This window comes from Psychrobacter sp. TB20-MNA-CIBAN-0197 (assembly GCF_040309765.1).
Classification (GTDB): Bacteria; Pseudomonadota; Gammaproteobacteria; order Pseudomonadales; family Moraxellaceae; genus Psychrobacter; species Psychrobacter submarinus.
In genome coordinates this window covers 15,800-30,698 of sequence record NZ_JBEOPC010000010.1, presented here as the reverse complement: position 1 = coordinate 30,698, position 14,899 = coordinate 15,800, and the positions used below count along the sequence as shown (strand labels likewise).

Here is a 14,899-nt window from a genome sequence, read left to right as displayed (position 1 = left end):
TGCTTTTATGAATTAAATCATCTTTAGCTTGATAATTGATTCAGTTATAGATGATGCTTCTCCTCAATAATAACTGTTTTAAGATAACGGCCGTTTAATAGCGGTAAATACTTTGAATATCTTTGAATATCAGGGACTATCATGCCAAATAACTCTAATCCTATTTCTAATCAACCTCTAGCTAAATCCTCAAAAGTCGTCAATGTCGCGGTAGCTGTTATTCATTATCAGCAGCAGTATCTACTTGGCTACCGCAAGCGGGAGCAGCATCAAGGCGACCGTTATGAGTTCGTGGGCGGCAAAATAGACATTAATGAAACTCCAGTTGCCGCTTTGATACGCGAGGTCAAAGAAGAGACCGGCTTTGATATTGCTGGCAATGTCATTCTCAAGCTTGGGCGGCTGCATCATGACTATGGTGACAAACAAGTCTGCCTTCATGTCTATAAAGTTAAGCTTAGCGCTGAGCAGTATCAGTATTACAAGCAGCAAGAGTATGGACTAGAAGCGCAAATGCTGACGTGGGCCGATAAAGATCTATTACTCAATAATCATTATCCGCTGCCCGCTGCCAACCGAACTATTTTGGCTTGGCTCAAGCTGCCCAAGTGTATGGCCATCACTTACCCATTAGCGCACTTTGAGACGCCAGACTCAGGTGACAGTTTAGCCACTGAGCCAGCTCAAAGGTGGCTGAAGTATCATCAGCAGCAGCTCTCGTATCAAGGCTGGAGTTATTTACGTCTTAAGCTCGCTCAATCGAATAATAATACTGATAAAGAGGCCGAAATCATTACGCAATTACTGGCGATTAGAAGCGATATTAGCGCTATCGTCCCTTACCGCTTACGCAAAGCTATAGATTTTAATCATCTAGATGATTTGAAAAATGACAATATAAGCGCGAGTACTAATCAACCGACTTTAAACCAAGACAACTTACCAATATCTGCCTATCACTTGACGCAAACGGAGCTGATGGCTTGGTTTAGTCAGTATCAAAAGCAGTCTAGTCATTTAGATAGCGGCGCAGATAGCAATGACGATCTTAGCTATGATTCTAGCTCTAATCGCGCTACTGCCGAGGTAAGTTGCCGTTTTGACTTAGACCTACTCAATACTAGTGATCAAAACACTACCGGGCTGATTATTAGTTGTCATGACGCTGAAAGTATCGCTGCCGCCAATCAATTGGCTAATTTGCGCCTAACGCTTTCATTAGCGCCAGTTATTGCTATCTTTTTATCCCCTGTACTAGACACCCAAACTCATCCGGAGCAGACACCGCTTGGCTGGCAGCAGTGGTCTGCACTGGCTGCGCTCGCTGATGTACCGGTCATTGCTTTGGGCGGTTTATCACCAGCGATGAGCGATTTGGCGACTATAAATGGCGCAAACACCGTTGCAGGTATCCGCAGTTTTCAAGAAGGAGTCTAATCATACCGGTAAAACATTACTTATATTTAATAAATGGCAACTATCTGGTTACTATGTATTTGATAGCGTTAATAATTTTGGAGTATTTTACAAACCGTAGCTTTTTCATACATAGCCTCACTACTTATTTTGCCTACTCATCCTTATTATTGACGGCACAAATATCAAAGTAGTGTCTTATTAATAGACCTCAATAAATGAATAAATACGGTAACCCTATGCCTATGAAAGCCAATACCTCCACTAAGTCCGACCCGTATGATCGCTCATACGATAGGCAGGCGAATGGTCATCAGGTTAAAAATAATCACAATTCGCTCGCTAGCAAAACACCGGCAAACGATAGCTATTTGTCAAAATCAGACTTATCGAAGTCGAGTGCGAATAGCTCGGTTGCAAGTAATGATGCCAGCTATGCTTATGAGCAAGATGACCTGCCAGCTTATCACTTCAGTGAATCGGCTAGTGCTCCTAGTCGCTCTGGTGATGTCAGCTGTGGCTATAAAAAAGCCACGCCAGTTGCTAAAAGTACTCTAATGAAAAGTACCCTAATATCTGACGAAGAAGAGATGCTATTGCACTATATGCAGAACAATACTCAGTCGACTGATAATAAGAAAAGTAGTGCTAACACTACAGAACGACAGGATGCGCTGCAAAACAAGCAAGATATATTAAAACAAGAAGTCATCAATACTACTAATAGTGAGCCAGAGGTCGATGGAGTGCTAGATAATCCAGATTTGGCTCATAAACAGCTGCACCAGAATCAAAGTGCTATAAATACTACTGTTAAAGTTTCGGAGAGAGTTTTTATGTCCAGTCTTCTTAAGCATACTGGTATTGCTTTAGCTATTATTATTCCGCTAGCCGCGTTTTCAGCTTACGCTGCGACTCCTGAGCAGACAGTAACTGCTGCTAAGAACATGAATAATACTGAAGATCAAACAACAGAGATAAATATTGATCCCAAGAACATTATCCATAAGTCAGCGACTCAGCCTACGACAGTGGATAGCGTGGACTTGGATAAATACGCTGGTACTTGGTACGAGATAGGACGTCTGCCGATGTACTTTCAGCGTAATTGTGCAAGTGATGTAACCGCTAACTATACTGAAAAAGCCGATGGCTCTGGCATTATTGTGACGAATAAATGTCTGGATAAAGACGGCTCGCAAACTGTGGCTGAAGGCTTAGCTAAGCCTGCTGATGCTACTGGCAGCAAACTGAAAGTAACTTTTTTGCCTACTTGGATTCGCTGGTTGCCTATCGGGCGCGCTGATTACTGGGTACTAGCGCGTGATACTGACTATCAAACGGCGTTAGTGGGTACGCCAGATAAAGACTATCTGTGGTTGCTGGCACGCTCGCCCAATGTGACTCAGCAAACCTATGCAAAGTACCGTCAGATCGCTCAGGACCAAGGATACAATCTTAAAGAGTTTACCTTAACGCCTCATGCGAATCAGACTGTTAACTTGATTCCTTAGTAGCGACTAGGTTATGTTGTTTTGGGTAAAACGGTTATTACTGGCAAAACTAAGTGTTTTAGGCTAAAATCTACGCCATTTATTGCCTTTGATTCCGCTATTATTTGTAGCGCTTACCAAAGGATAATTAACGAACATTTTCTACCTCTTTTTTATTGTTTTTTATTTACTGACTATTCATTTACTGATTATAAGGATGCTTCCTGTGAGCAATGCTGATACCTTACGCCAATTACATCAAGACCAGTTAAGCCAATATAATAACCAAGAGCAACAAGCGATTGAGCTGATGGGTGTACTCAATACTCTTTATAATGAGCAAGATGTACAAGTCACTTTATTTGGTGAGACATTAGATACCAGCTCAGTAGGGCAAATATTAGCGCTACATCAAAAGACGGCGACTCGCAATAATAATGGTCAAGCAGTGACTATTGCTGATACGCTAGCCATCGTAAAAACATTAGCACAAAGCGATGTGACTGCAGCAAGCGTAGATGTCGGTCAGCTTATCGCTAGTGACAGCGATGTACAACAAGCGCTACAAGGGGCTAGTGCTAATGGAGCGACTAACGATGCAACTGACATTGTGCTCTACGGGTTTGGCCGTATTGGACGTATCCTCACGCGTTTGTTATTAGCGCAGGCCTCAAGTGCTAAAGGCTTACAGCTAAAAGCTATTGTCGTGCGCCCTGCACCTGCAGGCGATCTAGCTAAGCGTGCTTCGCTGCTTGAGCGCGACTCTATCCACGGCGGCTTTACCGGTAGTGTGAGCGTTGATGAAGCCAATAACGGCATCTTAATCAATGGTCGTTTTGTTCAGGTCATCTATGCCAAAGACCCAAGTGAGATTGACTATACCGCTTATGGTATCGACAACGCATTGGTTATTGATAATACGGGTATCTGGAAAGACGAAGACGGCTTAGGTAAGCACTTACAGTCTAAAGGCGTACAAAAGGTACTACTAACAGCTCCTGCCGGCGGCGATATCAAAAACGTCGTTTATGCGGTAAATAGCGACACTATTGGCGATGACAAAATCGTCAGTGCGGCAAGCTGTACGACTAACGCCATTACTCCGACGCTCAAAGTGTTAAACGATGAGTACGGCATCGAGAACGGTCATGTCGAGACTATTCACTCCTTTACCAATGATCAAAACTTGATTGATAACTATCATAAATCTGATCGCCGTGGTCGTAGTGCGGTACTGAACATGGTAATCACTAGTACTGGCGCGGCAAAAGCTGTGGGTAAAGCTTTACCAGAGCTTAGCGGTAAATTGACTGGTAATGCCATTCGTGTACCGACGCCAAACGTCAGCTTAGCGATCTTAAATCTGAATTTAAAAACTGCGCCAAAAGATGCTGACGCTCTTAACCACTTCCTACGTGATATGGCCAATAGCAGCACTTGGCAAGCACAAATTGCTTATACGGACTCTACCGAAGCTGTTTCTACTGATTTTGTAGGGACTAAGCATGTGGGTATCGTTGATGCACAAGCGACTATCGTTACTGATAATCATGCTACGGTTTATATTTGGTATGATAATGAAGTCGGTTACAGCACCCAAGTCTTACGCGTAGCAGCGCAGATGGCTGGTATCAGCTACACGCAAATTCCAGCGTAACGCTTGCTTGCGTAGACTGGTCAGGCTGTCAGATAATAGTGAATCATAACGAATAAGCATCGTTGTTAAGCTATATCAGGTCGCCTATAAGACACCCGATAGTCGCATTGGTTATCGGGTGTTGTTGGTATTATGGTTTATAACCTTATAGTGTATGATTGGACCTGAGCAGTAGGCTGTGAATGGCCAAGACGTTTAGCAGTATTTATATTTAGCAGTACTACAATAGTAAATTAAGGAAGGTAACATGCGATTTATTGATGAAGCCGTCGTAACGGTAAAGGCAGGTGACGGTGGTAACGGAATCGCCAGTTTCCGCCGAGAAAAATACGTCCCTCGTGGTGGTCCTGATGGTGGTGATGGTGGTAAAGGCGGCGATGTTTATGTCATCGCTAACGACAACACCAACACTTTAGTGGATTATCGTTATACTCGCCGCCATGATGCCAAGCGTGGTGAGAACGGCCATAGCAAGAACTGCGCCGGCAAAGGCTCTGACGATATCTACTTGCCAGTCCCTATTGGGACGACTATCATTGACACTGAAACTGATGAAGTCATTGGCGATTTGACCGAAGTGGATCAAACTCTACTGATCGCCAAAGGTGGTGATGGCGGTTTGGGTAATACCCACTTTAAGAGCTCAACCAACCAAGCTCCGCGTAAAGCGACCTCAGGTTTTGAAGGTGAGCTAAAGGTACTTAAGTTCGAGCTAAAAGTAGTAGCTGATGTCGGTTTAGTCGGTCTGCCTAATGCCGGTAAGTCTACCTTTATCCGTCAGGTCTCTGCCGCTACACCAAAAGTCGCTGATTATCCTTTTACTACGTTAGTGCCGAATTTAGGGGTGGTTGATATCGGTCGTCATCGCTCCTTTGTGATGGCAGATATTCCGGGTCTGATTGAAGGCGCCTCAGACGGGGCAGGGCTTGGTATTCGCTTTTTAAAGCATGTGGCCCGTACGCGCCGCCTATTACACATCGTAGATATTCAGCCGCTTGATGGTAGTGATCCTGTTGAGAACGCCAATGTCATCTTAAATGAGCTCGAGCGTTTTTCACCGGAGCTGGCCAACTTACCGCAAATTTTAGTGCTCAATAAAATCGATCAGATTGTAGACGAGACTGAGCTCAATGAGCTGTGTACGCATATCGTCGCTGAGCTTGGCTGGACGGGTATTGTGTTTCGTACCTCAACCCTTACCGGCGAAGGCGTCGACGCGGTTAAGTATCATCTGATGAATGAGATCGAGCGCGAGCGCGAACGTGAGTTCGAGGATCCTATTTTTGCTGAAGAGCAAGCCGAGCGCTTTGAGCGTTTAGAGAGTGAGGTGCGCCGCAACACTGAAGCACAGCGCGAAGCTTACCGCGCCGCTCGTAAAGCGCAGCGTGAAGGAACTGATATTAATGGTGAGAATCTAACTGACTTTGATGATGACGACGATGACGGCGTAGAAGTGGTTTATGTTCCTTAACTAAGATGCGATAGCCACAAATACACTAGTCATAAAGACAACAGCCATAAATGCGCCGATAATCATATATTGGTTCACTAACTGGTGAGTTGATAGATTTTGATACAACAGTGCTCAACACTAAGGAGTAAACGTGTTAGATTTAGCGCTAAAGGATTTGAGTAGTCACTTTTCTCAAAAACTTTAACAGCGTGATGTAAATATTAATACAAGTAGCAATAATATAAGTACCAATCCCTAGGCACCATTCATAGAAAGGAGTTTTTTATGGCAGTTGACAGCGAACAAACGACAGAAGAAGCAAGGTTTATTAAACAATCCCGCAACTTTGATATTCAGCGCGTTATTGTCAAGATCGGCTCATCGTTATTGACTAATAATGGTCGCGGGCTTGATCGAACTGCTATTTATGGTTGGGCAAAACAGATTGCCAAACTGCATAACCAAGGTATGGAAGTGTTACTGGTGTCATCAGGTGCTGTGGCTGAAGGCGTAGTACGGATGAATCTAGAAGAGCGTCCCAAGAAGCTTATGGCACTACAAGCTTGCGCTTCTATCGGTCAGATGGGTTTGATCGAAACTTGGTGGTCAGCGCTGATTCAGCATGGCGTCCAAAGCGCGCAGCTACTACTAACTCATGATGATCTATCTAACCGTAGCCGTTATTTGAATACTGGCGGCGCTTTAACTCAGTTGTTAGAGTGGCGCGTACTACCGGTCATTAATGAGAATGATACGATCACCATTGATGAGATTAAATTCGGTGACAACGATACTTTAGGGGCGATGTCAGCGGCCTTAGTCAATGCTGATCTATACATCATCTTAACCGATCAAGACGGGGTGTTTACCGATAACCCGCGCGACAATCCCGATGCGAAGATGATCCGTCAAGAGCGAGCGATGGCTGATTATTTGTTTGACATCGCTGGTGATGGCGGCAAACTTGGGCGCGGCGGTATGCTGACGAAGATTCGCGCAGGGCGTCTTGCAGCCATGGGCGGTTGCCCAACTGTGATCGTCAGCGGTGCCATTGATGATGTGATTACTCGTGTGGTCTCAGGCGAGGCGTTAGGGACTTTATTGACTACCAATGAAGCGGACAAAATCATCGCTCGTAAACAGTGGCTTGCCGCGCATCTACGTATGGCGGGTAGTTTAATCGTTGATGCTGGCGCAGCTAAAGCACTCGTTGAGCAAAATCGCAGCTTATTACCCGTTGGGGTGGTAGAGGTACGTGGTGGTTTTGATGAGGGTGATGTCGTCGAAATCGTGCATCAAGATACCAATGAGCGAATAGCGGTTGGCCAAGTCAACTTTTCTTCACATGAAGCTCAGCGCGTAGCACGTGAGCGTACTGAGCAGTTTGACAAGATTCTTGGTGATAAAGATGAGCGTATAGTTATGGTGCACCGCGACAATTTAGCTTTAACTTCATAATGTTTGATTAATACGTCATATTTGATTTTTTGTAGGGCAGGTTAGCGATAGTATAACCTGCCTTAAGTTTAACGTTTTTGTTGAGCTACTTGGTATTTGCTTTACCACTTAGGCGACAATAAAATTTTATAATAATACCTATTTCTACTTTGGAGATTTGTCAATGAGTGTTTCAGACAATAGCCGTTCGCCTAAGCACGAATTTGCACCCCTAAAAAACGACAGATTGCTGCGCGCCATGCGTTTTGAGCCGATAGATACCACTCCAGTATGGATGATGCGTCAAGCAGGTCGTTATTTGCCAGAGTATAAAGCAACCCGCGCGGAAGCGGGCGACTTTATGAGCTTATGTAGAGATACGGCGCGTGCGACAGAAGTTACTGTGCAGCCCCTGCGTCGTATGGATTTAGATGCGGCTATTTTGTTTAGTGATATCTTGACGATTCCGGACGCTATGGGCTTAGGCTTGTATTTTGAAACGGGCGAAGGTCCTAAATTTAAGCATCCTATTCGCCAGCAAGCCGATCTTGATCGTTTGCCAACCTTAGATGCCAATGACTCTTTGGATTACGTGATGCGCGCCGTGACTAGCATCCGTAAAGAGCTCAATGGTCAAGTGCCGTTGTTCGGTTTTTCAGGTAGTCCTTGGACACTAGCGACTTATATGATTGAGGGTGGTAGCTCAAAAGACTATCGCTATACTAAAGGCTTTTTGTATAGTAACCCTGATTTTTTGCATCAGTTGTTAGACAAGCTAGCGATAGCAGTCATTGATTACTTAGATGCCCAAGTCGTCGCTGGCGCGCAAGTCTTACAGATATTTGATAGCTGGGGCGGGGCGCTAGGCCATCGTCAATTTATCGACTTCTCGCATGCTTATAATAAGCGCATTGTCGCGGAGTTAAAGCAGCGTCATCCAGATGTGCCTGTAGTACTATTTACCAAAGGCGGCGGTCTATGGCTCGATGTGCAAGCCGATAGCGCCGCGGATGCGTTGGGGTTAGACTGGACTACGCCACTCGACCGTGCTCGCCAAGTATTGACTGAGAGTCAGCGTGATTTGACTAAGCGCCATAAAACCTTGCAAGGCAGTAAGGCTATTCAGGGTAATCTGGATCCTGCAACTTTATATGGCTCTCCAGAGAGCATTCGTAGCGAGGTTAAGCTGATGCTAGATGGCGCTTATGCTGGTGGTGACAAGACAGGGTATATTGCCAATTTAGGCCATGGTATTACTCAGTGGGTTAACCCTGACAATGCAAAAGTCTTTGTCGATGCCGTGCATGACTACCAGATTTAGACGCTAAGTTTAGAAGGTATGAGTTTGGTATTGAGAGCCGCATTAAGTTTTAAAAAAGGATAAGTTATGATTTCAGCAGCGATTGTCGGTGGTACAGGGTATACAGGTATTGAGCTTATTCGTTTATTATCTGCCCATCCTAAGGTGTCTATTGATCTATTGACCTCACGAAGTGAAGCGGGCACTCGCGCTGATGAGATTTTTCCAAGCTTGCGCGGGATATCAGATATTGTCTTTAGTGATCTAGGTGAAGATACGCTTGCAGCGCTGCAAAAGTGCGACGTGGTATTTTTTGCTACCCCGCATGGCGTAGCGATGCAGCAGGCCGAAGCTTTAACCGCGTCTGGTATTAAAGTCGTCGACCTAGCCGCTGACTTTCGTTTGCAGTCTTTGGCGGAGTTTGAAAAATGGTATAAGCAATCACACGCGTGTCCTGACCTGCTCAAAAGCGCAGTTTATGGCCTACCAGAGATCAACCGTGATAAATTAGCTGATGCGATGCTAGTAGGAAATCCAGGCTGCTATCCAACAACGGCTATTTTAGGTTTAAAACCGATTATCGCGTTGCAAAATCAGCAAAATGAGCGTTTGATAGAGTCTCGTATCGTAATCGATGCTAAGTCTGGGGTCTCAGGTGCAGGTCGCCAAGCGAGTCTGGCGCTAAATTATGCCGAAACCACTGATAATTTTAAGGCGTACGGAGTGACAGGACATCGTCATTTGCCTGAGATTGAGCAAGGGATTGAGCAGCTATTAGCGAGTCAATTCACGCAGCGCATCCGCTTTTTACCGCACTTAGTACCTATGATACGCGGTATGTTCAGCTCTATTCATTTAGAGCTGACTGAGTCAGGTGCTGCTATCGATTGGCAGCAGGAGTTTGAGAGTAGCTATAACGGTGAGGCTTTTATTGATGTATTGCCGACTGGTGTATATCCTGACACGCGTAGTGTACGCGCCAGCAACCGTTTGCGTATCGCGATCTATCAAGACAATGAGCGCCGTGAGCTGACAGTACTGGTGGTTCAAGATAATTTAGTCAAAGGTGCAGCAGGGCAGGCCGTACAAAACATGAATGTGATGTTTGGGTTTGAGGAATCAATGGGCCTTAACGCAGCGCCGATTGTCCCTTGATAGGTTTTATCGCAGTAATGTCTATCGTAGTAATTTTTTTATATTAGTAATTAAGCCAAAAATTCAGTGAAAAGGCGTGATTACTAATGTAAATTGATAAAGCTAATTACTGACGCTATAAATTAGGGATAAACTTACCTTTATGAAGTCTAACAATGACTGAGGCTGACAATAATCTGACCAAGGATGTTGACTATTGATTCATTTGGCTTACAGGGCGATGCTAGGTATTGCCCATAAATTCCGTTATAATGTCTTGCCTTTCCTCTTAAGAGATACTGTCCAGATGCGTACTAAGACTGCTATTTGCTTACGCTTGCCGCCAGTACCTTTGCCTTATCAGGACGATTTACTGTCTTTTAAATCAGGCTTGACAGCGCAGCAGACCACTAGCAATGACGACGCTCAGCCATTAATGAGCGAGGCACAGCAAATAAAAGTAGATGATTATCCATTGAAGCGTAGCGCTATAACAGCTTCGGGCAGTAAGCAGCTTTATGGTACTGGTTTTAAAAGCAAACAAGCAGGGGCTGCGTCTTGGATATTAGCGTTGTTTGCAGCAGCTATCCTGCTTACGGTGATAGTAGGGTTAGCTTTAGGCCATAGCTTGGGTTACAAGCGTGGCTACCATGCTCTAGAAGTGCAAAATAAACAAGCAATCAACAGTACCCAGATGACCGTGCAAGAGTTAGAGGAGATGCGAGCAAGTTATAAGGAGCTGAGCAATCAAGTTGCAGTAGCTAAGCAAGAGCTGACCATCAGTCTAAATAACTTGGATGAGCTGCGTGAGAATCAAAAAGAGCTTAGTCTCGAAAACAAGCAGCTTAATCAGCTCAACGAGGTTTATGCTGCGGCTCTCAGTGAAGAAGGTGGCCTACCGCTGCAAGTACTAGGGGCTAAAATTGAGCCACTACCTGAGAACGCTTTTGAGTTTGGCTTTGATGTCGCTATGCTCAGCGAAGACGGTCAGGCAAAACGTTTGAATGCCACTTTGATGTTACTGAACGACGATGATTTCGTGGAAGTTCCCTTAGATTCGGCAAGTTATTTGCTCAAAGGGATTACTCGTATTCGTGGCCGCTTTGTCATGCCTAACAACTTTGAACCATTACAAGTTAAGCTGGTACTGACAGCAGACGGTCAAGAAGTTGAGCAGCTATATGACTGGACGCTAGGAGATCGAGTAGATAGTATGCCGCTGTCTTTGATAGATCTGCCAGAAGTGGATCAGTCTCCTATATAGGCGCACGCCTTAACTCCCTGACACCTTAAATTATTCAATATGAGTCTAGCTACAAGAAGTAACTGGTAGCTGGTCTTTACATTTTTATCTTAATATTATTATGAAGTTATTATGATGACACCTCAATTATCAATCGCTAAAAACAGTGAGCCAACGGTAATGGATTGGCATTTGCCTAGTATGCCGGCAGGTATCCGTGCGCAAGATGATGACCCCGATACCCAAGGCGAGCCGCAAGCCGATGTATTGGTGGCTGAGCCTGAGGTCGCTAAGCCGCCTATGTATGCGGTGGTGATGTACAATGACAACTATACGCCTATGGAGTTTGTGGTCTATGTGCTGCAATCAGAGTTTAAGCATAACGTCGATTCTGCGGTACAAATCATGTTGACGATTCATAATACTAGTAAAGGAATAGCCGGTATCTATCCTAAAGATATTGCTGAAACAAAAGCCAAAAAGGTCAATAGCTTAGCGCATCGTGAAGGTTATCCGCTACTCACACAAATCGAGCCGCATCAAGGCGAATAAGTCATAATCGAGTTTAAGTCTTTTTACAAATAAACGATTAATCGACTCATTTGCCATTATTTTTATAAGGCCATTGCAGAGCCCTTTTTATATTATCTCCTTGTTTTATCACTTGATTTTTATGATAGGCAGCCCTATATAGTTTATAAGGGCTGCACTTATATCGTTACTACAGCCTTTCATTCAGCTATCGCTGCTACAGCTTTGTATTTTATCTTCTTTAAACTGTCATTCTCTTCAATTTATTATCACCTTCAATTTCATTAGTCAGCATTCAATCGGCTGGTGATCGTATGCTTGTTCACGCGTTTATCTTATAGCTTATATGCCTTGATACATTTTAGTCGTTGTTAAAAGATTGACTATCTATGGCTATCATGTTGATATGAATAAACGCTGATGAAATACTCAGTCTGTAATGAATAAGAGCTATTATCCAGTCATAACCCTGATATTTGCGCTTGAACATTCACCATACCGCCCTAATTTATCAGTTAAGCTATTCAATTATAAAAAGTTATACAACCGTAGGAATTCGTTATGTTAAGTCGTCATCTTGAAGTTTCTTTACGTTTAGCAATGACGCTTGCGCGCCAAAAATCGCATGAGTATCTCACTGTTGAGCACTTACTACTAGCGCTGCTTGAGAACACTCATGCGGCCAACACACTGACAGCCTGCAATGCTAATATCTCAAGCTTGCGTACAGAGCTTGAAACTTATATTAATAAGCATACGCCAACGGTAGATGCCGATCTAGAGCAGTCTCCGCAGCCGACTCAAAGCTTCGATCGTATCTTGCAGCGAGCTATTTTTCATGTGCAGTCTATTGGCGGTGGCCGTTTGGTTGAAGGGTCAGATATTTTAGTTTCTATGTTCTCAGAGCATGATACTTACGCTGTCTATTTGCTCAAAAAACAAGGCATCAGCCGCTTGGAGCTGACTCAATATCTCTCGCACGGTCAAGACAAAGACGAGCCTGCGGAGTCGCGCTCTTCTATGACGGGCGAGCGCCGTAGTGCTCAAGAGAAGACCAGTAAAGATCCTCTAGTGGAGTTTGCTACTAACCTTAATCAGCGCGCCGCTGAAGGCAAGACAGATCCACTCATTGGCCGTGCCCTAGAGATTGAGCGCACTGCCCAAGTATTATGCCGCCGCCGCAAAAACAACCCGCTGTTAGTCGGTGAGCCTGGCGTGGGTAAAACCTCCATTGCTGAAGGTTTAGCTTGGTTAATTATTAATGATAAAGCGCCCAAACCACTCAACGGCTGCGTGATTTATAGTTTAGATATCGGTTCGCTAATTGCTGGTACTAAGTATCGCGGCGACTTTGAGAAACGTATGAAGTCATTGCTTGATGCGCTCAAGAAAAAGCCAAATGCCATCTTGTTTATCGATGAGATTCACATGATTATCGGTGCTGGCTCCTCTATGAGTAGCAATATGGACGTCTCTAATCTGATCAAGCCGGCGTTAGCCAATGGCGAGCTGCGCTGTGTTGGTTCCACGACCTTTACAGAATATCGTCAAGTGTTCGAAAAGGATCATGCACTCTCGCGTCGTTTCCAAAAGATCGATGTCAAAGAGCCTAGCGTAGACGACAGTATTGATATCTTACGCGGTCTAAAACCGCGTTATGAAGAGTTTCATAATGTCGAATATACTGACGAGGCTTTAGTTAGCGCAGTAGAGCTGTCCTCGAAGCATATTCATGAGCGTTTCTTGCCAGACAAAGCGATCGACGTTATCGACGAAGCGGGTGCGTACAAGCGTTTGGGCGTGATTCCTGATGCCGAAGACATTAAAGCTGAAGAGAGCTTTATCGCCGATCTCGAACAAGACATCGATGATACCGATTATGATGATATCGACGCCAGTCTTGAAGACGACACTGATAACGAGATGAGTGAGCAAGCAGCATTAGCGAAGTCGGATGATAAGTCGCAGACTCATACAAATGCTCAGCAAGCTACTGATTTTGATTATGCTGGCTCTAATAAGGCACAAAAAGCACCGATTAAAATCGATGTGGCTGATATCGAAGCGATTATCGCTAAACTAGCTCGTATTCCGCCTAAGTCTGTCTCTACCGATGACAAGAGTATCCTTGAGCATTTAGATCGTGACCTTAAACATCTCGTCTTTGGTCAAAACGAAGCGATTGAAAACCTAGCGGATGCGATCAAACTATCGCGTGCCGGTCTTAAAGCGCCAGACAAGCCTATCGGCTCCTTTATGTTTGCAGGGCCTACTGGGGTGGGTAAAACCGAAGTTTCGCGCCAATTGGCTAATTTGCTGGGCGTTGAGCTGGTCCGTTTCGATATGAGTGAGTATATGGAAGCGCATACAGCCTCTCGTCTGATTGGTGCACCTCCTGGCTATGTTGGTTTTGATCAGGGCGGCTTATTGACTGAAAAGATCAATCAGCATCCGCACTGTGTGTTGTTGCTTGATGAGATTGAAAAGGCTCATCCTGATGTCTTTAACTTGCTACTGCAAGTGATGGATCATGGTACTTTGACAGACAATAATGGCCGTGTGGCAGTCTTTAAACAAGTTATCATTATCATGACCACTAACGTGGGCGCTGAGAGTATTAGCCGCTCATCTATGGGTTTCACGGAGCAAGACCATAGCCGTGATAATACTGAAGCGCTTAAACGGGTGTTTACTCCAGAGTTTCGTAACCGCTTAGATGCGATTATTCAGTTCAACGCGTTAGAGCCTTCAGTTGTCACCTCAGTGGTTGATAAGTTCTTGGTTGAGCTACAAGTCCAGCTCGATGACAAACAAGTCACTCTTGAGATTGATGACGAAGTACGTGATTATCTAGCGGATAAAGGCTATGATCGTCTGATGGGCGCACGTCCTATGCAGCGCCTCATTCAAGATGAGATTAAAAAACCGCTTGCCAGTATGATCTTGTTCGGTGATTTGGTAAATGGCGGGGTTGTGCAGCTCACTTTAGCACCGGAAGAGGAGCAGACGACAGAGTCGGTAGATCTTGATAAGAGCAGCCGCAAAGCAAATAGTTCAGACGACAGCCGTATACTTTTGACAGTCGTTGAGACTCATGAGCCGCGCTCAGATTCTGAATCTGTCGCTAGTTAATATGATCTTTGGTTATTATAACGACTATCTCTATCTATAGAGGTAGTCGTTTTTTTTATGCACTTATTCTCGTTTGAGCTAATTTGTTTGCTCAATTTATTTT

At 44.5% G+C, this 14,899-nt stretch carries 10 protein-coding genes; all 10 read left to right on the top strand.

Translation table 11 applies throughout. From position 1 onward, the window contains the following. Window positions 1-141 precede the first annotated feature (141 nt). The 10 genes from AAEY83_RS04645 to clpA all read left to right on the top strand — a co-directional run bounded on the left by AAEY83_RS04645 (window position 142) and on the right by clpA (window position 14,796). Window positions 142-1,437, top strand: coding sequence for an NUDIX domain-containing protein (locus AAEY83_RS04645; RefSeq protein WP_025647059.1), 1,296 nt, complete (start codon window positions 142-144; stop codon window positions 1,435-1,437). Window positions 1,438-1,634: 197 nt separating this feature from the next. Next, window positions 1,635-2,930 carry a lipocalin family protein gene (locus AAEY83_RS04640; RefSeq protein ID WP_025647058.1) on the top strand — a complete coding sequence of 432 codons (1,296 nt, stop codon included), beginning with the start codon at window positions 1,635-1,637 and terminating at the stop codon, window positions 2,928-2,930. Between the two features lie 196 nt (window positions 2,931-3,126). After that, window positions 3,127-4,566, top strand: a complete 1,440-nt coding sequence (locus tag AAEY83_RS04635; RefSeq protein ID WP_037059819.1) for a glyceraldehyde-3-phosphate dehydrogenase — start codon at window positions 3,127-3,129, stop codon at window positions 4,564-4,566. A 247-nt stretch (window positions 4,567-4,813) separates the two neighbouring features. Then, window positions 4,814-6,037, top strand: a complete 1,224-nt coding sequence (cgtA, locus tag AAEY83_RS04630) for an Obg family GTPase CgtA (RefSeq protein ID WP_025647056.1) — start codon at window positions 4,814-4,816, stop codon at window positions 6,035-6,037. Between the two features lie 267 nt (window positions 6,038-6,304). Further along, a complete protein-coding gene (gene proB, locus AAEY83_RS04625; RefSeq protein WP_025647055.1) occupies window positions 6,305-7,477 on the top strand; it encodes a glutamate 5-kinase in 1,173 nt (390 codons plus the stop codon). 163 nt (window positions 7,478-7,640) lie between these two features. Further along, entirely contained in the window at window positions 7,641-8,777 is a 1,137-nt protein-coding gene (gene hemE, locus AAEY83_RS04620) for a uroporphyrinogen decarboxylase (protein ID WP_025647054.1), read from the top strand. 66 nt (window positions 8,778-8,843) lie between these two features. Next, a complete protein-coding gene (gene argC / locus AAEY83_RS04615) occupies window positions 8,844-9,911 on the top strand; it encodes an N-acetyl-gamma-glutamyl-phosphate reductase (protein WP_025647053.1) in 1,068 nt (355 codons plus the stop codon). Between the two features lie 196 nt (window positions 9,912-10,107). Continuing rightward, on the top strand, window positions 10,108-11,154 hold the full coding sequence (locus AAEY83_RS04610) for a hypothetical protein (RefSeq protein WP_298978154.1): 1,047 nt from the start codon (window positions 10,108-10,110) through the stop codon (window positions 11,152-11,154). Between the two features lie 111 nt (window positions 11,155-11,265). Next, window positions 11,266-11,685 (top strand): ATP-dependent Clp protease adaptor ClpS, encoded by a 420-nt coding sequence (locus AAEY83_RS04605; RefSeq protein ID WP_413771581.1) that lies wholly within the window; start codon window positions 11,266-11,268, stop codon window positions 11,683-11,685. 540 nt (window positions 11,686-12,225) lie between these two features. Next, complete coding sequence (gene clpA, locus AAEY83_RS04600) at window positions 12,226-14,796, top strand: ATP-dependent Clp protease ATP-binding subunit ClpA (protein WP_025647051.1); 2,571 nt, start codon at window positions 12,226-12,228, stop codon at window positions 14,794-14,796. The last annotated feature ends 103 nt before the right edge of the window (window positions 14,797-14,899 follow it).